This is a genomic window from Streptomyces brevispora, assembly GCF_007829885.1.
GTDB classification, from domain to species: Bacteria; Actinomycetota; Actinomycetes; order Streptomycetales; family Streptomycetaceae; genus Streptomyces; species Streptomyces brevispora.
The window spans coordinates 5212415-5231256 of the sequence record NZ_VIWW01000001.1 but is presented as its reverse complement, the minus strand read 5'-3'; the positions used below and the strand labels follow the sequence as shown (position 1 = coordinate 5231256).

19 protein-coding genes and 1 pseudogene are annotated in these 18842 nt (G+C 68.8%); 14 read left to right on the top strand and 6 right to left on the bottom strand.

The window, feature by feature from the left end:
- Positions 1-42: 42 nt before the first annotated feature.
- From FHX80_RS24265 to FHX80_RS24250, 4 genes are all read right to left on the bottom strand, one after another.
- Positions 43-2736 carry a cellulose binding domain-containing protein gene (locus FHX80_RS24265; protein WP_341874031.1) on the bottom strand — a complete coding sequence of 898 codons (2694 nt, stop codon included), beginning with the start codon at positions 2734-2736 and terminating at the stop codon, positions 43-45.
- 308 nt (positions 2737-3044) lie between these two features.
- Positions 3045-3443 carry a 3-hydroxyacyl-CoA dehydrogenase NAD-binding domain-containing protein gene (locus FHX80_RS35900; RefSeq protein ID WP_375883891.1) on the bottom strand — a complete coding sequence of 133 codons (399 nt, stop codon included), beginning with the start codon at positions 3441-3443 and terminating at the stop codon, positions 3045-3047.
- 49 nt (positions 3444-3492) lie between these two features.
- Positions 3493-3909 carry a zinc ribbon domain-containing protein gene (locus FHX80_RS24255; RefSeq protein ID WP_145766136.1) on the bottom strand — a complete coding sequence of 139 codons (417 nt, stop codon included), beginning with the start codon at positions 3907-3909 and terminating at the stop codon, positions 3493-3495.
- Positions 3910-4041: 132 nt separating this feature from the next.
- Positions 4042-4746, bottom strand: a complete 705-nt coding sequence (locus tag FHX80_RS24250; RefSeq protein ID WP_145766135.1) for a TetR family transcriptional regulator — start codon at positions 4744-4746, stop codon at positions 4042-4044.
- Between the two features lie 107 nt (positions 4747-4853).
- On the opposite strand from FHX80_RS24250, the gene FHX80_RS24245 reads away from it, so the two are divergent.
- Positions 4854-5639 carry an electron transfer flavoprotein subunit beta/FixA family protein gene (locus FHX80_RS24245; RefSeq protein ID WP_145766134.1) on the top strand — a complete coding sequence of 262 codons (786 nt, stop codon included), beginning with the start codon at positions 4854-4856 and terminating at the stop codon, positions 5637-5639.
- 80 nt (positions 5640-5719) lie between these two features.
- Positions 5720-6682 (top strand): electron transfer flavoprotein subunit alpha/FixB family protein, encoded by a 963-nt coding sequence (locus FHX80_RS24240; RefSeq protein WP_145766133.1) that lies wholly within the window; start codon positions 5720-5722, stop codon positions 6680-6682.
- 115 nt (positions 6683-6797) lie between these two features.
- Here FHX80_RS24240 and FHX80_RS24235 read toward each other — a convergent pair whose 3' ends face one another.
- Both FHX80_RS24235 and FHX80_RS24230 read right to left on the bottom strand, forming a co-directional pair.
- Positions 6798-8003, bottom strand: a complete 1206-nt coding sequence (locus tag FHX80_RS24235) for a macrolide family glycosyltransferase (protein ID WP_208764716.1) — start codon at positions 8001-8003, stop codon at positions 6798-6800.
- Between the two features lie 242 nt (positions 8004-8245).
- Positions 8246-8887: a CatB-related O-acetyltransferase gene (locus FHX80_RS24230; RefSeq protein WP_145766132.1), complete on the bottom strand. Its 642-nt coding sequence runs from the start codon at positions 8885-8887 to the stop codon at positions 8246-8248.
- 239 nt (positions 8888-9126) lie between these two features.
- Here FHX80_RS24230 and FHX80_RS24225 point away from each other — a divergent pair, with 239 nt between their 5' ends.
- The 12 genes and pseudogenes from FHX80_RS24225 to FHX80_RS24170 all read left to right on the top strand — a co-directional run bounded on the left by FHX80_RS24225 (position 9127) and on the right by FHX80_RS24170 (position 18723).
- A complete protein-coding gene (locus tag FHX80_RS24225) occupies positions 9127-9573 on the top strand; it encodes an SRPBCC domain-containing protein (RefSeq protein WP_145766131.1) in 447 nt (148 codons plus the stop codon).
- Positions 9570-9923, top strand: a complete 354-nt coding sequence (locus tag FHX80_RS24220) for an ArsR/SmtB family transcription factor (RefSeq protein WP_145766130.1) — start codon at positions 9570-9572, stop codon at positions 9921-9923. The genes FHX80_RS24225 and FHX80_RS24220 overlap by 4 nt, the downstream gene beginning before the upstream one ends.
- A gap of 294 nt (positions 9924-10217) precedes the next feature.
- Positions 10218-11033 carry an SAM-dependent methyltransferase gene (locus FHX80_RS24215; protein ID WP_145766129.1) on the top strand — a complete coding sequence of 272 codons (816 nt, stop codon included), beginning with the start codon at positions 10218-10220 and terminating at the stop codon, positions 11031-11033.
- A 99-nt stretch (positions 11034-11132) separates the two neighbouring features.
- Positions 11133-11477, top strand: a pseudogene (locus FHX80_RS24210) (hypothetical protein); the annotation flags it as partial.
- A gap of 91 nt (positions 11478-11568) precedes the next feature.
- Positions 11569-11802, top strand: a complete 234-nt coding sequence (locus FHX80_RS24205; protein ID WP_145766128.1) for a hypothetical protein — start codon at positions 11569-11571, stop codon at positions 11800-11802.
- Between the two features lie 396 nt (positions 11803-12198).
- On the top strand, positions 12199-13386 hold the full coding sequence (locus FHX80_RS24200; protein ID WP_145766127.1) for an ATP-binding protein: 1188 nt from the start codon (positions 12199-12201) through the stop codon (positions 13384-13386).
- A complete protein-coding gene (locus tag FHX80_RS24195) occupies positions 13383-14228 on the top strand; it encodes a roadblock/LC7 domain-containing protein (protein WP_244318403.1) in 846 nt (281 codons plus the stop codon). The genes FHX80_RS24200 and FHX80_RS24195 overlap by 4 nt, the downstream gene beginning before the upstream one ends.
- Positions 14221-14604 carry a DUF742 domain-containing protein gene (locus FHX80_RS24190; protein ID WP_145766126.1) on the top strand — a complete coding sequence of 128 codons (384 nt, stop codon included), beginning with the start codon at positions 14221-14223 and terminating at the stop codon, positions 14602-14604. Before FHX80_RS24195 ends, FHX80_RS24190 begins: the two co-directional genes overlap by 8 nt.
- Positions 14605-14607: 3 nt before the next feature.
- Entirely contained in the window at positions 14608-15168 is a 561-nt protein-coding gene (locus FHX80_RS24185) for a GTP-binding protein (protein ID WP_145766125.1), read from the top strand.
- 10 nt (positions 15169-15178) lie between these two features.
- Complete coding sequence (locus tag FHX80_RS24180; RefSeq protein ID WP_145766124.1) at positions 15179-16561, top strand: cytochrome P450 family protein; 1383 nt, start codon at positions 15179-15181, stop codon at positions 16559-16561.
- A gap of 120 nt (positions 16562-16681) precedes the next feature.
- Positions 16682-17929 carry a cytochrome P450 gene (locus FHX80_RS24175; RefSeq protein ID WP_145766123.1) on the top strand — a complete coding sequence of 416 codons (1248 nt, stop codon included), beginning with the start codon at positions 16682-16684 and terminating at the stop codon, positions 17927-17929.
- Positions 17926-18723, top strand: coding sequence for an enoyl-CoA hydratase/isomerase family protein (locus tag FHX80_RS24170; protein WP_145766122.1), 798 nt, complete (start codon positions 17926-17928; stop codon positions 18721-18723). Before FHX80_RS24175 ends, FHX80_RS24170 begins: the two co-directional genes overlap by 4 nt.
- Positions 18724-18842 lie beyond the last annotated feature (119 nt).

Below are 18842 nucleotides of genomic sequence, written 5' to 3'. Positions count from 1 at the left end.
CCGTCCACCATTCGTCAGCCATCGGCCGTCAGCCGTCAGCCGTCAGCCGACTGTGCAGGCCGCGCCCCCCAGTGTGAAGGCGGCCGGTCGGCCGTTGCTGCCCGACAGTGTGCCGGTGAAGCCGAAGCCCGCCGACGCACCGACCGCCACCTTGCCGTTCCACGAGACGTTGGCGGCCGTCGCCTTCGCCCCGACCTGCCCGGAGACCGCGTTCCACATCTGGGTGATCCGCTGACCGTCCGGGAAGGTCCAGCCGAGCTGCCAGCCGTCCAGGGCCTTGGTCCCGGTGTTGGTGACGGTCACATCGGCCTGGAAGCCGTCGTTCCACTGATTGGTCACCACGTACGTCACCGAGCAGGCCGCGCCCGCCGGCGGATTCCCCGGGTCGGTGCCGGGGTCCGTGCCGCCGCTGCCCGAGGAGTCCCCGTACATGATTCCGCGCCCGTTGGTCGAGACGTACACCCGCCCGTAGACCCGCGGATCCCCGGTGATGGCCGCCCCGATCCAACCCCACTGGTGCGCGTCGTCGTTGATCCGGGTCCAGCTGGCGCCCGCGTTCGTGGACCGGAAGATGCCGCGTACCCCGCCGATCTTCGCCGTGACGAAGAGCGTCTGGTACGAGGCGCCCGCGGCCGCCTTGCCGAAGCCGACCGAGTCCGCCTGCTCGACCCCGGGCAGCTTGGTGAACGTCGCCCCCGAGTCGGTGGAGTGCCACAGCCCGTAGACCCCGGTCGCGCTGCCTCCCGCGAGCCACACATCGCCCTCGGTGCCCGGCACCGCCTTGAATCGGACGTTGCCCTCGGCGGGCAGCCCGCTGGACGCCTTCGTGGTGAACGTGGCGCCGCCATCCGTCGAGACGTAGAAGATGCCGCCCCGGTACCCGTAGAACTTCTTCGGGTTCTTCCGGTCGGACTCGACCGTCGCACCCGCCGGTATGCCGGTGGACGCCGACCATGAACTCCCGTACCCGGTGGTGTGCTGCACCCCCGCACCCACCGGGCTCCACACGAAGCCGCTGCCGTCGGCCGCCGCCGCGACCGTGCCGCCACCGGTCACCCCGGAGGGCTCCGAGCCCTGGAACCAGTTGGCCCCGTTGTCCGTGGAGAAGCCGATGTGCGGGGCGGCGTCCGCGTCGCCGACCCGTACGACGGTGTTGGGGCTCGCCTCCGCGAAGTCCAGGCTCGTGGCCGAGGTGAGGTTCGGCGAGGTGAACATCATGCCGGGCACCGTGTCGAGAGCGGTGTGCCGGAAGCCCCCGATATCACCGAGCGCGCTGAGCAACGGAGCGCCCGAGGGCGGGCTCGCCAGGTCGTTGACGGCCGTCTCCTCCAGCCCCTTCACCATCGGGGTGATCTTGAACTGGCTGCCGGAGTCCCAGTTCTTGAGGTTCTCGGTGCCGTAGACCGTCGCGCCCGTCCCATACATCATCCGGTTGGAGTCGAACGGGTCGATCTCCAGCGCCTCCGTCATCCAGCCCAACTTGGGCGTGGTCTCCGGCGGCGACGGATTGGCACCCCAGGTCAGCCAGGGCACGGAGGAGACGTCCTGGGTGAAGCGGTTGGTGCGGTTCGGGTAACTGCTGTAGTCCCAGGCCTGCGTCCAGGTCGCCCCGCTGTTCGTGGAGCGGAAGATCTGGGTGTCCGGCCACCAGGAGCTGTACGCGGTGGCCATCAGGGTGCCGGGCTGCTGCCGGTCCACGGACAGCCCGCTGAATCCGTAGTAGGTGTCGGCCTCGGCGACCGGGCTGACGTCCTTCCACTCACCGGTCGCCGTGGCGTACCGCCAGATCCGGCCCTTGCCGCCGTCGTAGGGACCACCGGTGTCGCTCAGCGTCAGATACAGATAGCCGCTCGACGAGTCGAGCACGCCCTTGTGGGCCAGGTATCCGGTCGGCTGTCCGGCGATCCGCGACCAGGTGGCTCCGCCGTCCGTCGATCGGTAGACGGTGTTCGCCTTGTCGGCGACCCCGACGTAGATGACCCGGGTCGCGCTGCCGGCGCTGCCGGTGCGCTCGTCGAACGTCACCCAGACGATGCCCTGGTTGTCGTTGCCGTATCCGCTGGTGTCGGACGGGTCCTGGGAGTAGTTGCCGGGGTTCGGGAAGGCCGTCACCTTCGACCAGTTCACCCCCGAGTCGGTGGACCGCCACAGGCCCTTGCCGCTGGGCGCGCCCAGATACAGCACGGAGTTCTTGTTCGGGTCGACCGCGAGGCGCTCGCCCATGCCGCGCCCCGGCATATTGCCGCCGAGCTTGAACGGAAGCGTGCTCGCCTTCCAACTGGCGCCCCGGTCCGAGGAACGCAGGACCGCGCCGTTGGTCGGGTCCCAGCTGTTGGTGTACGTACCCACGGCCGCGTACACGTTGTCCGGGCGGGCCGAGTCCGAGGCGAGGCTCACGACTCCGGACCAGCCCCAGTGGTCCCAGTCCACCCAGTCGAGCAGCGGGGTCCACCGCTTGCCCGACTGGTCCCAGCGGTAGGCGCCGCCGATGTCGGTGCGCGCGTAGGCGAGGTTCTTCTCCGACCGGTTGAAAACGATGCCGGGGACGAAGCCGCCGCCGTCGATGCGTACGTTCTTCCAGTCGTAGGTGTCCGCGGCTAGGGACACATCCGATGCTTTGGTGGTGGGGGCGGCGTCGTTGGCTGTCGCTGATGCCGGCGCACCGGCGGCGAACAGGCCGGCGGTGAGCGTGAGTGCCGCCAACAGGGCGGCAAGGGGTCTGGCGCTTGAGTGCACGGAAACGTCCTCTCCGAGCAAGACCGCCAACACGGCGGTACGGGGCGGGTACGGATGTGGGAGCGCTCCCATTCGCGTCCTGATGGTAGCGGCGCGAACCCGCCGGGAGAAGGTGGAGCGCAGCGTTCATCGGATGACTTGAGCGACTCAGGAGTGACCATTGCGGCAGCGTCAGGCAATTCGCCCACAACAGGGCTGCCGGGGAGACGGATTCGAAGGACCGTCACCCAACACAGGTGCAAGGTAAGCGAGTTGGAGAGACCCCTCGCACATCGACTCCGCGATCGCCTGCGTGGTGTCGAGCCCGATCAGGTCGAGGAGGCGCAGGGGCCGCATCGGGTGGGCGCAGCCGCGCACCATACCGCTGCCGCTGTGCTGTCGATGCCCTCCGCGGACGCCACGCCCGATTCCAGCGTCCTGACGGCGGAGACCGGGTACGGGACGAGGAGTGCGTTGACGACGAAGCCCGCCCGGTCCCTGGCGCGGACGACGGTCTTGCCGAGCACGCCCTCGACGAAGGACGTCATCTGCCGCGTCACGCTCTCCGAGGCGAGCTGGGTCGAGATGGCCTCGACCAACCGCTGGACCGGGACCGGGTTGAAGAAGTGCACACGAGAACGTTGAGCCCGGCGCGAGCGCCAGACCCCGGCCATCCCTGATCCCATGAGGCCGCAGCCGACCACGCCGACCCGAGTGAACTCGCTCATCCCGGACGCCGTTTCTCGCGGTTGACGCACAACCGCCTTCGTACGCCGCCTAATACCAGTCAGAGATACGCGGCGGGTCACACAGTTCGAGTACCACTTCGCCCGCCTCGGAGGTCATGCCGCCGACGGGCCGGACCCGGTCGCCGGCGGTCACGAGGTGCGGGGCGGCGCCCACGATCCGGCACCGGTACACGAAGCCTTCGGGGAAGCGGACCAGGGACTCGTTGCGCATCACTCTCGAATACCGGTTCACGACGTTGGACCGCACGACGACGCCGTGTCCGTCGCTGTGTTCCGATTCCAGATCGCTCGATGCGCAGACGGGGCACAGGAGTTTTCGGAAGGACGCGGTGCCGCACCATCGGCACACCTGGTAGACCAGACCTTCCGTGCCGTGCGGCTCCGCGGCGTCGCGAGCCGTCGGCCCCACGTCGATTCCGGTCACGTCGGTTCCGGTACTGAACACGTCTCGGCCTCCCGCGCTCGACTCGGTGCGCCGCACCTGCGGCGACGGCACATCCGGCACCGTATGGCACTTAGTTCCATGAAGTAAAGGTACTGAGTGCCGAAAGTTGGCGACGCGCCTCTCGCCGGCCGTTCACTCCCCGCCGAAAGCCGATTCGATGCGCTGCACCACGCGCCACATCGGGGCACCCTTCGGCGCGACCATCACGATCACCTCGTCCTCGGAGGCGGCCGCGGCGGGCCGCTCGGCAGCCCTGCCCCACACCGTGCGGACGAGTTCCAGCGCCCGGTCCACCTCGGCCCCGGCATCACCCTCGCCGCCCGAACGGAGCCAGGACCGCAGGCCGTTGTTGTGCGCCGCGACCACCGAGGCGGCGATCACCTCGGCGCGCAGCGCGGCGTCGGGGGCATCGGCGGCGCGCCGTTCCAGATACCCGGCGAGGGTCCGCTCGTAGCGGCGCACGACGGAGAGTTCATAGGTGCGCAGGCCGGGCACCTCACGGGTGAGCCGGTAGCGCTGTACGGAGAACTCCGGATTCACGGCGTACATCCGCAGCACCAGCCGGGCCGCGTCGCACACCGTTTCCACGGGGTCGTCGTCTCCGGCGGCCTCCAGGAACGCGGTCATGTCCGCGAGGCACCGCTCGTGGTCGGGGAAGACCGCGTCCTCCTTCGACGGGAAGTAGCGGAAGAACGAACGCCGCCCCACCCCCGCCCTGGCGACGATGTCGTCCACCGTGGTCCGCTCGAACCCGCGCTCCATGAAGAGCCCGAAGGCCGCCTCGGCAAGCACGTCACGCATCGGCGGCTTCTTGGCTGGTCCGCGGTCCTCAGTCATGGCGGAAACGTAGCACCAGAAGCAGATATCCGGCACTTGGTACCTTTACTCAGGGTACTGAGTGCCATAGGGTCGAACCACGAACCGCATCAGTGAGGAGAGCCGGCGTGAGCTTGAGGATCGTTGTCTGTGTGAAGTACGTGCCCGACGCGACCGGTGACCGGCATTTCGCCGATGACCTGACGTTGGATCGTGAGGATGTCGACGGTCTGTTGTCGGAGCTGGATGAGTACGCGGTCGAGCAGGCGTTGCAGATCGCGGACGAGGCTGATGATGCGGAGGTCACTGTGTTGACGGTGGGTCCGGAGGATGCCAAGGACGCGTTGCGCAAGGCGTTGTCGATGGGTGCGGACAAGGCTGTTCACGTCGAGGACGACGATCTTCACGGTACGGATGCGGTGGGTACGTCGTTGGTGCTGGCGAGGGCGGTCGAGAAGACGGGTTATGACCTGGTGATCTCGGGGATGGCGTCGACGGACGGCGCGATGGGTGTGGTTCCGGCGCTGCTCGCGGAGCGGTTGGGGGTGGCGCAGGTGACGTTGTTGTCGGAGGTGGCGGTTGAGGGTGGTGTGGTGACCGGGCGTCGTGATGGTGATACCGCGTCCGAGCGGGTTGAGGCGTCGTTGCCGGCGGTGGTGTCGGTGACGGATCAGTCGGGTGAGGCCCGGTATCCGTCGTTCAAGGGGATCATGGCGGCGAAGAAGAAGCCGGTGGTGTCGCTGGATCTGGGTGATCTGGGTCTGGATGCGGGTGAGGTGGGTCTGGGTGGTGCGTGGACGGTGGTGGATTCGGCGGTGCAGCGTCCGGCGCGGACGGCGGGCACGATCGTGAAGGACGAGGGTGAGGGCGGCAAGCGGCTGGCCGAGTTCCTGGCGGGTCAGAAGTTCATCTGAGCCGGTTGTCCGTTTCTCGTTGTCCGTTGTCGTTGTCTGTCCTGGTTGTTTCGTCTCGATCTGCGGGAGATTGAAGTTTCATGGCTGAGGTTCTCGTCTTTGTCGATCATGTGGATGGTGCGGTCCGCAAGCCCACGCTGGAGCTTTTGACGCTGGCGCGTCGGATCGGTGATCCGGTCGCGGTGGTGCTGGGTGGTGGTGCGGGGGTGGCTGCCGGTGTGCTGGCGGAGCATGGTGCGGTGAGGGTTCTGGCCGCGGATGCGCCGGAGTTCGCGGAGTTCCTTGTGGTGCCGAAGGTGGATGCGCTGCAGGCCGCGGTCGAGGTGGTGTCGCCGGTGGCGGTGTTGCTGCCGTCGTCGGCGGAGAACAAGGAGATCGCGGCGAGGCTCGCGGTCCGGATCGGTTCGGGGATCATCACGGACGCGACGGATCTGGAGGCCGGTGAGGAGGGTGTGGTTGCGACGCAGTCGGCGTTCGCCGCTTCGTTCACCACGAAGTCCCGGGTGTCGCGGGGTGCTGCGGTTGTCACGGTGAAGCCGAACTCGGCTCCGGTCGAGGCTGCTCCGGCGGCGGGTGTGGTGGAGGAGTTGGTGGTGGTGTTCTCGGCGCTGGCGCGGGGGACGAAGGTGCTGTCGCGGACGCCGCGTGAGTCGACGGGGCGTCCGGAGCTGACGGAGGCGGCGATCGTGGTGTCGGGTGGCCGGGGTGTCAATGGTGCGGAGAACTTCCGTGTCATCGAGGCGCTCGCGGACTCGCTGGGTGCTGCGGTGGGTGCCTCGCGTGCGGCGGTGGACGCGGGCTGGTACCCGCACACCAACCAGGTCGGGCAGACCGGGAAGTCGGTCTCGCCGCAGTTGTACATCGCTTCCGGTATTTCGGGGGCGATCCAGCACCGGGCCGGTATGCAGACGTCCAAGACGATCGTCGCGATCAACAAGGACGCCGAGGCCCCGATCTTCGACCTCGTCGACTACGGCGTCGTCGGTGACCTCTTCAACGTCGTCCCCCAGCTCACCGACGAGGTCACCGCCCGCAAGAACTGACCCGCCGGACAGCACACGGCACACAGGCACGACCCGCAGTCCGGGGCCGCACGGTGAACCCACCGCGCGGCCCCGCAGCGCTTCCCCCGTCGCGCCGCGCCCCGTCATGCCTGGGTCAGCCCAGCAGCTCCTCGACGAGATCGGCGGCGCGCAAGGTGCCGCCCTCCGCCCTTGCTTCCGTGCGGAGTCGCGCCGAGCGGCGCGCGACCGCCGGGTCGGCGACGAGTTCGGCGAGGGCGGTCCGCAGTGTCTCGGCCGTGGCGTCCTCGGTGTCGATGCGGCGGGCCACGCCGAGTTCCACGAGCCGGTCGGCGTTCATGAACTGATCCGCGCCCTGCGGGACGGCGATCATCGGGACCCCCGCGAGAAGCCCTTCGGAGCTGCCGCCCATGCCCGCATGGGTCACGAAGGCATCGGCCTGCTCAAGGATCGCCAACTGCGGCACCCAGGAGTGCACTTCGACGTTGGACGGGATGACACCGAGCTCCGTCCGGTCGGTGTGCCTGCCGATCTGGAGCACCACGTGCCAGCCGGGCAGATCGCCGTACGCGGCCAGGCACTGACGGTAGAACTCGGGGCGGTTGGTGTACGCCGACCCCAGCGAGACCAGCAGGACGCGCTCCGCGTCCGCGGGGCGGGTCCAGGTCCGCTCGCCCGCACGCCCGCCGAAGCCGGGGCCGCCGATGCCGGGACCGTCGACGCAGGGGCCGACGTACGTCACCGTGTCCGTGTCGACGTCCTCGCCGTGCGGCTGCATCGCCCTGGGGATCAGGGCCAGGGTGTTCGCGGGGCGGCCGCAGAAGGAGTCCATCGCGGTGGTGGACGCCCCGCACCCGGCGAGCCACTGGGTGAACCTCGCCCGGTACGCGTCGGCGCCCGGCCGATCCCACAGGTGCGCCGCCACGTCCTGTTCGTAGCCCTTCCAGGCGACGAAGGTCGGGGACAACTGCATGAGGGGGCGCTGCTGCGACTCGGCCAGCGCACGCGCGGCGTACGCGCCGATGTCGTACAGGTAGAGGTCCGCGGGGTCGTCGTCGTAGACGGCCCGCAGCTGCGGGAGAGCCTGGACGGCCTCGCCGAGGAAGAGGCCCATCGCCTCGATGGGGTCGTCGGGCCAGTTGTTGTCGGCGACCGGCAGCACGGAGCCGCAGGGGACGAACTCGGCACCGGTGGCCTCGATCCGCTCGGCCACCACCGGATCGTTGGCGTAGGTCACCCGGTGACCGCGGGCCACCAGTTCACGGATGACCTCAAGGCTCGGCAGGACATGGCTGACGGCGGGGATGCCGACCATCGCGATGTGCGCACGGCGACGGGACATGGAAGATCACTCATTTCAGGTCTACGGCGGAAAGGACACGACGGACCGGTGCGTCGGCCACCCCGGCGGAGGTGCCGGGTCGTGGGCGCGCACACGGACATTGCCGGATACGGGCCGAGGCTGCTGCCCCGTCCGTGTCAGCCGTAGAGCTGGTGGAGGTTCATGCCGAAGACGCTATCCCCCGTCCGGGCCCGGCGCACGTGGAATTCCGGCGGGGCACCGGACGCCGCCCGGCGGCGGTGTCACACGGACGGGGCCGCGGCTTCGAGTTCGTCGATGCTGCCCGACATGAGGGTCCGCACGCGTTCGGTGATGTGCTCCGCCGGCCAGTCCCACCAGGCCACCGCGAGCAGCCGCGCGATGTCCGGGCCGCTGTAGCGGGTACGCAGAAGACGCGCGGGGTTGCCCCCGACGATCCCGTAGTCGGGCACGTCCTTGGTGACCACGGAGCCGCTGCCGATGATCGCGCCGTGTCCGATCCGCACCCCGGGCAGCACGGTGGCGCTGTGGCCGAACCAGACGTCGTGGCCGACGACCGTGTCCCCCCGGCCCGGCAGTCCGGTGAGCAGGTCGAAGTGGTCCGCCCACGAGCCGCCCATGGTCGGGAACGGGAAGGTGGAGGGGCCGTCCATGCGGTGGTTGGCGCCGTTCATGATGAACCGAACCCCTGTGCCCAGCGCGCAGAACCTGCCGATGACCAGCTTCTCCGGGCCGTAGTGGTACAGCACATTGCGCGTCTCGAACGCGGTGGGGTCGTCCGGGTCATCGTAGTAGGAGTACTCCCCCACGTCGATCAGCGGGGACTTCACCAGTGGTCTGAGCTGCACCACCCGCGGCTGGCCGGGCATCGGGTGGAGCACGGTCGGGTCGGCCGGCACTGGCATAGCGCGATTCCTTACGTTCAGGGCGGGACGGGCAGGAGCGGTGGCGGGCAGGAGCGGTTCCGGACGGTGGCGGTTCCGGGCGGGCATGACCTGTTCGGCGATGACGTCACCGATCCGAAGCGCAACCCTCGGGTTGCTCCCGAGTCAGCGACGTGCAACCCTGGAGTTGCACCCAATCGCAGTACCCCATCACCGCACCCAATGACAGCATTCATTGGCCGCACTCAAGGAGTCATCTCATGAGCGAGGACCGGATCGAACGCGAAACCCTGATCGAGGCGCCCCTCGACCGAGTCTGGTCACTGGTGGCGCAACCCGGGTTCTGGGTGGCCGACAAGGCGAGCCTGCCCTGCACCGTGGCCAAGGAAGGTGAGTCGCTGGTGGCGAAGAACTCCGAGCACGGCGACTTCCCCGTACGGGTGGAGAAGGTCGAGCCGCCGACGTACCTGGCATACCGCTGGACCAGCGCGTTCCCCGGGGAGGAGCTGCGCGAGAACAACAGCACCCTGGTGGAGTTCACGCTGATCCCGGAGGGCGAGCGGACACGTCTGCGCGTCGTCGAGAGCGGGTTCTCGGCACTGGCCGGGTCCGAGGAACTGCGCAGCCAGAACCTCAAGGACCACACCGAGGGTTGGCCCATGGAGCTCGACGCGCTCAAGAAGCGCGCCGAACAGCCTTCGGCGTGACGGAAGAACTCCCCGGCGCCGCGGAGGCCGTCGACAGCGTCCTCGGCGCGCTGGCCGACCCGACGCGGCGCACGCTGCTCGATCTGCTCGCCGCCCAGGGCGAGGCCACCGCGACGTCGCTCGCCGGACAGCTCCCCGTCTCACGGCAGGCGGTGGTCAAACACCTCATCGTGCTGGACGCGGCCGGGCTGGTCTCCGGGGGCCGGGTCGGTCGCGAGGTGCGGTATTCGGTGCGGCCCGACGCGCTGAACGCGACGGCCCGGTGGATGGCCGGACTGGCTGCCGACTGGGACCGGCGGCTGGCGAACATCAAGCGCGTCGCCGAGGCCGCGGAGCGAGATTCCGACTGAAGCGCCATCGAGGGCGCGCGACGGAACAACGCGCTTTCGCAGAAGAGGGTGCGCAGAAGAAGTTCGCAGGAAACAGTTCACCGGAGGCAGCAGGAGACAGGACGTCGGCGGCGGCTACGGGGACCGCCGGCCGGTGAAGGCGGGAGTCCGGAGGCACGGACCGGTGGTACACGGAACTCGGCCGCCTGGAGGTATCGACCGGTTACGCACGCGAACTCGGCTTCCTGGGCGAGCAAGTTCTCTATTCTTGGGGCGAGCTGATCGTCAACTGCCTCACGCACCTTGGAGTTCACCATGTCCCGACCGGCGAACGACGCCATGTCCCTGCACATCGACACCAGCAAGCCGCATCCCGCGCGGATGTACGACTGGTTCCTCGGCGGCAAGGACAACTACCCGGTGGACGAGGCGATGGGCCGGCAGATGCTCGCGCTCGAACCAAGCATTCCGGTGATGACGAAGGTGAACCGGGCGTTCATGCACCGCGCCACCCGCTGGCTGTCCGACCAGGGCATTCGGCAGTTCCTCGACATCGGCACCGGGATACCCACCGCGCCCAACCTCCACCAGGTCGCCCAACTGGCCTCACCCACCACGCGAGTCGTCTACTGCGACAACGACCCGATCGTGCTGGCCCATGCCGAAGCCCTGCTGAAGGGCACCCAGGAAGGGGCGATCGACTACGTGCAGGCCGACGCACGGGACGTGGACGCCATCCTCGAACAGGCAGGCAAGACACTGGACTTCAAGCAGCCGGTCGCGCTCTCGATGATCGCGCTGCTGCACTTCTTGAGCGACGAGGACGGCGCCTACGAGCTGGTGAGCAAGCTGACCGACATGCTGGCGCCGGGCAGTCATGTGGTGATCTCGCACCTCACCGCCGACTTCCACCCGGAGAAGGCCCAGAAGGTCGACGAGATGTACAAGGCCAACACCCTCACCCTGGCGCCGCGCAACCGCGACCAGTTCGCCGCGTTCTTCGACGGACTGGAGATCGTCGAGCCCGGCATCGTGGCCGCCGAGGCGTGGCACCCCGAGCTCGGCGAACCGGTCCCCGGCCAGGAGGACATCATCAGCGCGGGATACGTCGCGGTAGGCCGCAAGCCGTAACCGGGCCACGCCTTCGTCGCGCAGCCGCGGCGTCCGGACCGTGCGGGTGGGCCGTGTGATGATACGCGGATGCCGACCGGCCCTGGGGAGGGTCCGGGGGTGACCGCCGATGTCACGTACGTCTATCCGGTCGTGCGCACCGCGGCGGGAAGCGACGAGGTCGCGCGCACCATCGTGCGCCGCGAGACCGTGATGAGCTGGGACGATCCCGTCAAGGTGATCACCGAGCAGGGGACGTTCTCGCTCAACTCTCACAAGTCAGACACCACCAACGGCGGCTGCGACAACCTCACCGGCTACTTCGCGCCGGAGTTCAGCGCCGAACGCGCGGTCAAGGGCTCGGGGGGCGGCCCCGAGGTCGACCTGTACGACCGGAGCACCTCGCTGGACGCGCGGATACGGGAGACCGGCGAAGCGGAGTGCGGGACCGCCACCCGGTCCTGAGCCGCATGGCCGGGCCGGGGGCGCGGCCTGTCACCGCACAGCAGCCACCTGCGCCGGAGGTTCCGCCCGGAGCCCGTCAGGGTTCGGGCGGATGACCGGCCGCGTTCCGGAACCCCTGCGCACCCGCCCCGGTCCGGCCGGACCGGCCACTGCTGGAGCTGACGCCCGCCGCGGTGGGTCGGGTGACGCGGAACTCGCGCGTGCGACGACGGCGCACGCCGGGCTCCCGCTGCGCACCATCCGCGAGGAGTCGGCGAAGGCGCTCGGCGGGCTGTCCACGCGGGCCACGTGGGCGGAGGCCGGGCTCCGAACGCACGGCGCCTGACGCCCGCTCAGCCGACGACCGGGACACCGGCTGCTCACGCCGCAACCATATGTGAGAGATTGTCAGTCCTTTTGTGAAGACCCCTCGACCAATGGGGGCCGATGGTGAGAGATACAACATCCGGCCGCTAAAGATGGCGCGCGGGTGCTTCAACGTACCTGCGCAAAAGGCGTGTTGATGAATTCTTGGCGCTATGACGGACGTCCGTCGAGAAGAGGATCCGGTGATAGCATCCCGGCATCTGTGATCTTGATCCAATAGGTTCAGATGCTGATCTGCGATCGGTGGCCCGTCTCTCCACGCAACAGCGGCCGGGCCGTGCCGAGCGGCTGCGTCGCGGGTCCTCGCGAGGTGTGTCCGTCGCCGTCCGCATGCCATGCGCCGGGAAAGGTTTCCATGATTCAAGACGCACTTGTGTGGTGCTTGGTTGCGGTGGCGGCGATAGCCGTTGTCGCGGCCGTGGCACTCGCCGCCCGCAATAGAGCCCTTGGGGCGAAGAAGAAGCAGAACGAGGCCGAGCTGAGGCGCCAGCTCCACACGTCCGACAACCACCTCCACGTCTCCCGAGCCGAGTTGCACCGGTTCAGGAGCGAGCAGGACGGCATCCTCCGGGAGGCCAAGGAGGCGGCCGAGGAGAACACCAAGGCGGTCCTCAAGGGCGCCGCCAGCTTCCTGCAGAGCCTCGCGGCGGAGCAGACCACGCTGCTGGACGGCGTGCAGCGGAAGTACGGCGGTCACGCGGTACTCAGTGACCTGCTGGAAGTCAACCACGCCAACGCGCAGATGGCTCGTAAGGCGCAGGGCATCGCCGTGATGTGCGGTGCACCGCTCGGCCGCCGCAACAGGCCCGCCAGCGTCTACGACGTGGTGCGCAGCGCCCAGGGGCAGATCCGCAACTTCCACCGGGTCGCGATCATGCAGCAGGGAGGTCTCGCGCTGAAGGCGTCCGCGGTCGCTCCCGTGGCCCTCGCCGTGGCCGAGCTGCTTGACAACGCTGCCAGCTTCTCCCAGCAGGACGCACCGATCGAGGTGACGTTCCAGCGGGTCCAGAACAACCTGTGCATCATCATCGACGACGCCGGTGTCAGCATGAACGACGAGGACCGGCAGCGGGCGACCGAGCTGCTGTCCGGCGATGTCGTCCCCCGTCTGTCGCAGCTCGGGAACCAGCCGAAGTTCGGTTTCCCGGTGATCGGTCTGATCGCGCGTCAGTACGGGTTCAAGGTGGATGTCACCGGAGTCTCCCGGTACGGCGGCGTCCGGGCCGTCGTCCTGTTGCCCGAGGAGCTGTGGACCATGGAGGAGACGCCGCCGGCCCAGGAGGCCCCCGTCAGCAGCATCCTGCGCAACGAGGGGCGGCCGCAGGGCGGGGCGACGCGTACGACGCACGGTCTGCCGAAGCGCGGAGCGCGCCAGGCGCCCATCGCGAGCGTGCCCGACCCCGACGTCGTCCGGCCGTCGGCGGTACGTACTCCTGAGGAGAACGTCCGCCCCTCCGGACGTGGCCTGGGCGCTTTCCAGCGCGGCACGCTTTCGGGCCGCAACTTTGATGCCACGTCGTCCGAAGGGTCCGAAGACGCATGAGCGCAGACCTGTCGTGGATGCTTGAGGACATCGTGCACAACGTGCCCCGGGCACGGCATGCCGTCCTGCTGTCCGCGGACGGCCTTCCTCGTGGGGCCACGGAGGGCCTGGCCGAGAAGGATGTGCGTACCATCTCCGCCGCAATGGCCGGGATGCAGTCGCTCAGCCGGGCCACGGCTCACTTCGCCGGACCCGAGGAGGACCGGCAGTGGAACCAGACGATCATTGAGTTCTCCCATGGGTGGAGCTTCCTGATCGGAGCGGGGCAGGGCGCCTATCTGGCCGCCGCCGCGGCGCCCGATGTGGACATGCAGCAGATCTCCTTCCGTATGCACCGTCTCGTCGCCCGCCTGGGCAACAACCTCACCTCACCGCCGAGAGTGAGCACGGAGGACGATGCCGGTACGCGGAACACCGGCGCGGCCCGTCGCGAGAGCACCGGCGATTCGGGGTTCGTGCTCGCCGACCTCGACCGGGTGATCGCCGATGTGCGGGGTGCCCGTCACGCCGTACTGCTGGGGGCCGATGGTCTGCCCCGCGGGGCGACCAGCGGAATGAACAGGGACCTGGCGGACACGATCTCCGCCGCGATGACGGGCATTCACGCCTACAGCCGGGTCACCTCGCAGTTCGCGGGTGTCCTGGAGGGCGCCGAGTGGCGTCAGACGGTCATCGAGTTCCAGCACGGCTGGATCTTCCTGATGGCGGCCGGTGCCGGGGCCTTCCTGGCTGCCGCCGCCGAGCACGACTGCGACATCGAGGAGTTCACCACGCGCCTGCACGAGGTGGTGCCCGGACTGACCAAGCCGACAGCGCGGGGGGAGGGGGCAGGCCATGCCTGACGACCAGGAGCTGGATCTGGAGCTGACGTCCCCGTTAGTCCCCCTCTTCGTGATCACGAACGGCAGGGCTCTGCCGCCGGACCACGAGTACGAACACACCACCCTGGTCATGGCGGCACAGGACGCCTCGACCGCGGCGCGCACGCTTTCCCCGGAGGCGGGTCAGGTCATGGACCTGGTCGCCGACGGCTATCTGTCCGTGGCCGAAGTGGCCGGGCACACGCACTTGCCGCTGGGCATAGTGCGCATTCTGCTGGCGCAGCTGGAGGAGGACAGCCTCATCCTCGTGAGGAGACCGATACCGCGCGCCGAACGTGTCGACAGAGAACTGGTCAGCGCCGTGCTCGAAGGCCTGAAGAATCGATTCGGAGCGTAACGCGTGCACCTGGATCCAGATGTCTCCAATGCGGTGAAGATCCTAGTAGTGGGGCACTTCGGGGTCGGGAAGACCACCTGCATCGGAAGTCTCTCCGAGATCGAGCCGCTGCGGACCGAGGAGGAGATCACCGAGGCCAGCGAGGGGTTCGACGACCTGTCGGGCACACCTCACAAGACGACCACCACCGTGGCCATGGACTTCGGCCGCCTCACCCTCAGTGACACGCTGGTCCTCTATCTCTTCGGAACGCCCGGACAGGAACGTTTCAAGGAGATGTGGGAGGAGCTGTCCCGGGGCGCACTGGGTGCGCTGGTCCTCGTCGACCCCGAGCGGCTGAACGAGTCCTTCCCCGTCCTGGACCTGGTCGAGAGCTTCGGCCTGACGTACGCCATCGGGGTCAATCACTTCGAGGGCAACACGGACTACCCGCTCGACGAGGTCCGCGAGGCGCTGAACCTGACTTCCGACACCCCCGTCGTGAACTGCGACGTTCGTGACGAGAACTCATCGGCCCAGGCACTCATCACCCTCGTCAGACACCTCATGTCCCTACTTGGCTAGGAGTGCAGAAATGCAACAGCCTCTTGACGCACAGGAGATACCCCCTCCCGGATGCCCCGCACACGGGAACGTCCAGCTGTACGGCCCCTCGTTCGGGGCCGACCCCGACGGCCACTACGCGCATCTGCGTACGTTCGGCCTGAGCGCACCCGTGGACATCGCCCCGGATGTCCAGGTCGAGCTGGTCACCAGCTACGACGCGGCCCTGTACGTCCTGCAGAACCCCGCGACCTTCGTCCGCGACTCCCGCCGCTGGAACGCGCTGAACGAGGGGCGCGTCCCGGCGGACAGCCCGGCGCTGCCGATGATGAGCTACCGCCCCAACGCGCTGTTCAGCGACGGCGCCGCGCATGCCCGTCTGCGCCAGGCGGTCACCGACAGCCTCGCCACGGTCAACGAGCTCCAGCTGGTCCGGCAGACGCAGCAGTCCGCCGACTACCTGATCAGCCGCTTCAGCGCCGAACCCCGTGGCCAGGCGGAGCTGATGGCCGAGTACGCCCAGCCGCTGCCGCTGCTGGTCTTCAGCGACCTGTTCGGCTGCCCGCCCGAGATCGGTGACCGCGTGATCGCCGGGATCAGCGGCATCTTCGAGGGCACCCCCGGCGCCGACGAGGTACTGGGCGGGGCACTCGCCGAGCTGATCGCCATCAAGCGACGCCGGCCGGGCACCGACCTGACGACGCGCCTGATGGAGCACTCGGCCCAGCTGAGTGACGAAGAGGTGCTGCACCAGCTCGTGACGCTGCTCTCCGGCGGCACCGCACCACTGACCGCCGCCATCGCCACCAGCGGTGCGCTGTATCTCGGCGAGGAATGGCAGACCGGACTGCCGGTCGAGGACGCCGTCTCCCAGACCCTGTGGAACTACGCGCCGATCGCCAACTACGCAGGTCACTACCCGACCCACGACGTCGACCTGGGCGGCAGGGTGCTCAGGGCCAACGACCCGGTCCTGGTCTCCTTCGCCGCGGCCAACACCGACCCCAAGCTGACCGAACACCGTCAGCAGCTCAGTGCCAAGGCGCACTTGGCCTTCGGGGCGGGCCCGCACGCGTGCCCCGCCAAGGACCCGGCGTTCATGATCGCGGTCACCGCCGTCGAAAGCCTCCTCAACCGGCTGCCCGATGTCGAGTTGCGCGTGCCGTTCAAGACGCTCGCCTGGGCTCCGACGCCGTGGAGCCGCTCGCTGGTGACCCTCCCGGTCCGCTTCACCCCGAGGACGGTGCCGTCGGCCGCCGAGCCCGCACACGCGCAGTCGGCCCAGACGTCCCAGCAGTCGGCAGCCGCCGAACAGCGGTCCGCCGCCCGGACCTCGGGACCGAAGAGCGCCACGGCATCGCAGCACAAAGGGGGGCTTTTCAGCCGATTCGTCGCATGGACGAGAGGGGAGTGACCTCAATACGCGGAGTAAGGGGAGTGATTTAAGTAACCTCCTGAGTCCTCTGCGCTACCGGATGGTTCAACGATCTTGTGGGTATGCATGGCGGCTGGTTCTCAGAAAGGAGCCTCCATCATGAGCGTTGCCACCACTCCGGCGCACGACCGCCGGGCGTCTGCCTCCCTTTTCTCCCGTCTGCGGACGGCAGGAGGGCAGGCCGATCCCTTCCCCATATACGAGGAGCTGCTGTCGAGGGGCGAGGTCATCCCCGCCCCCTGGGGCGGCTCGGTCATATCGAGCTTCGCCGTCTGTGATCAGGTACTGCGCAGCCGTGACTGGCTGGAACCCGACAAACGTTGGCGTGACAGGCAGGGTCCGGGCACGCGCTGGAACGCCTCCTCCTCGCAGGAGATGAGCAACACCCTGGCAGCGCTCAACGCCCCGGACCACACACGGGCGCGCCGGGCGGCCGGCACGTTCGACCGGTCCACCGTGGAGCGAATAAGCCGGACGGTCAGCAGGACGACGGACCGGCTCCTGGACACCCTGTCGGAGCGGTTGCAGGACGGGGAGGCGGACTTCGCGGCCCTGGTCGCCGAGGAGTTGCCGGTCGCCACCATCGGCGGCTGGCTCGGCCTGCCGGCCGCCGACTGGCCTCGTCTGCGGCAGCTGACCCACGACCAGGTCTTCACCCAGGAACTGCTGCCCTCGGCAAGCCAGCTGGCCGCATCCGACGCGGCCACGGCCGAACTCCGCACCTATTTCATGGCTCTGGTGAGCGACCGGCGCGCCCATCCCGGTGAGGACCCCGTGTCCGGCTGGATCCAGTCGTGGGACGCGATGGAACCCGACCGCGACAAGGCGGACGAGGGGGTCTACTTCCTGGTCCTGTTCGTCCTGCTGGCCGCCCTGGAGACCACCTCGCAGCTCCTGACGACCATGACGCTCCTGCTCGTCGAGCGCCCGGAGCGCTGGGCCCTGGTCGCCGACCGCCCGGACCTGGTGCCCGCGTTCGTCGAGGAGACCCTGCGCCACGACCCTCCGACCCATGTCATCAGCCGGGTCGCCGCCGAGGACAGCGTCCTCGGCGGACTGGAGATCCGCAAGGACGAGATGGTCCACCTCATGGTGGGAGCGGCCCACCGCGACCCGGCCAGGCACAGCGACCCCGACCGGTTCGACCCCCTGCGCAAGCCCGCCCACCTCGCCTTCAGCGGAGGCATCCACTACTGCCTCGGCGCGCCGCTGGCGCGACTGGAGGCCCAGACCCTTCTCCGTCAACTCATTCGGCGCCTTCCCCGCCTCACCCTCGTGCGCCGCCCCTCGATGGCGCCCCGGGTGGCATTCCGGCGCACACTGAACTTGGATGTCGCCTTCGCATGACCGAAACGACCGGTACCCTCCCCAGGCCCTCCCGCAAGGCGATAGGCATCGAACAGGACGGCCCCGTACTCCATGTCCGGCTCAATCCCTGGGAGCAGGACGACGTACTGGGCATCGCCGTACTCGACGATCTCCTCCTCCTGCTCGACGACCTCCACGAACGCCCGGACATCCGCATCCTGACGCTGTCGTCACTGGGCACGGACTTCTGCCTGGGCGCCGACCGCAACGAGTACCAGGAGGCGCTCGCCGCCGATCCGACCGGCGTCGGGCTGCGACGCATCGCGGACAAGGCCCACCGCCTGTGCCAGGCGCTGGAGAACACCCAGGCGGTCACGATCGCCCGGCTCCACGGCCGGGTCGTCGGTGCCGGGCTCGCACTCGCCTCGTTCTGCGACCTGCGGGCGGGGGCGGACACCTGCCGCTTCCGGATGCCGGAGGTCGGCATCGGGCTCCCACCCGCCTGGGGAGGAGCGATGGGCCGCCTGGTCTCCGAAGCCGGCGCCGCCAGAATCCGCGAACTCATGCTCACCTGCGACGTCTTCGACGCGGACACCGCCCACCGCCTCGGCCTCCTCCACAAAACCGCCCCGCTCGACCGGCTGGACGAGGTCATCGGCGCCTGGACTCGGCCGCTCGTCCGCCGCTCGCCCGAGGCCCTGGTCCTCACCAAGCGCATGCTGGCCGGCTACGCACGGGCCGACCGAACGGCGGACGTCTCCCTGCTCGACTCCCACCTGCTCACCGCCCACATCAACCAGCAACGAGGCCCGGACCCGACCGCCACCCGGTGAGCCACGCACCCGCGTGACGGGCAGCCGTGCAACTACGAGTACGCATACGCGCGCAAGAGGGCAGGAGGGCAAGCTCCCTCCTGGAACGGGCCGGCCCGCCGCCGCCCCTCCCCCACCAC

Bases quoted from the DNA above. Each gene is read 5' to 3' on its own strand.
- FHX80_RS35900 (WP_375883891.1), bottom strand. From the start codon at position 3,443: ATGAGCGAGTTCACTCGGGTCGGCGTGGTCGGCTGCGGCCTCATGGGA.
- FHX80_RS24250 (WP_145766135.1), bottom strand. From the start codon at position 4,746: ATGACTGAGGACCGCGGACCAGCCAAGAAGCCGCCGATGCGTGACGTG.
- FHX80_RS24240 (WP_145766133.1), top strand. From the start codon at position 5,720: ATGGCTGAGGTTCTCGTCTTTGTCGATCATGTGGATGGTGCGGTCCGC.
- FHX80_RS24235 (WP_208764716.1), bottom strand. From the start codon at position 8,003: ATGTCCCGTCGCCGTGCGCACATCGCGATGGTCGGCATCCCCGCCGTC.
- FHX80_RS24230 (WP_145766132.1), bottom strand. From the start codon at position 8,887: ATGCCAGTGCCGGCCGACCCGACCGTGCTCCACCCGATGCCCGGCCAG.
- FHX80_RS24225 (WP_145766131.1), top strand. From the start codon at position 9,127: ATGAGCGAGGACCGGATCGAACGCGAAACCCTGATCGAGGCGCCCCTC.
- FHX80_RS24215 (WP_145766129.1), top strand. From the start codon at position 10,218: ATGTCCCGACCGGCGAACGACGCCATGTCCCTGCACATCGACACCAGC.
- FHX80_RS24205 (WP_145766128.1), top strand. From the start codon at position 11,569: ATGACCGGCCGCGTTCCGGAACCCCTGCGCACCCGCCCCGGTCCGGCC.
- FHX80_RS24200 (WP_145766127.1), top strand. From the start codon at position 12,199: ATGATTCAAGACGCACTTGTGTGGTGCTTGGTTGCGGTGGCGGCGATA.
- FHX80_RS24195 (WP_244318403.1), top strand. From the start codon at position 13,383: ATGAGCGCAGACCTGTCGTGGATGCTTGAGGACATCGTGCACAACGTG.
- FHX80_RS24190 (WP_145766126.1), top strand. From the start codon at position 14,221: ATGCCTGACGACCAGGAGCTGGATCTGGAGCTGACGTCCCCGTTAGTC.
- FHX80_RS24180 (WP_145766124.1), top strand. From the start codon at position 15,179: ATGCAACAGCCTCTTGACGCACAGGAGATACCCCCTCCCGGATGCCCC.
- FHX80_RS24175 (WP_145766123.1), top strand. From the start codon at position 16,682: ATGAGCGTTGCCACCACTCCGGCGCACGACCGCCGGGCGTCTGCCTCC.
- FHX80_RS24170 (WP_145766122.1), top strand. From the start codon at position 17,926: ATGACCGAAACGACCGGTACCCTCCCCAGGCCCTCCCGCAAGGCGATA.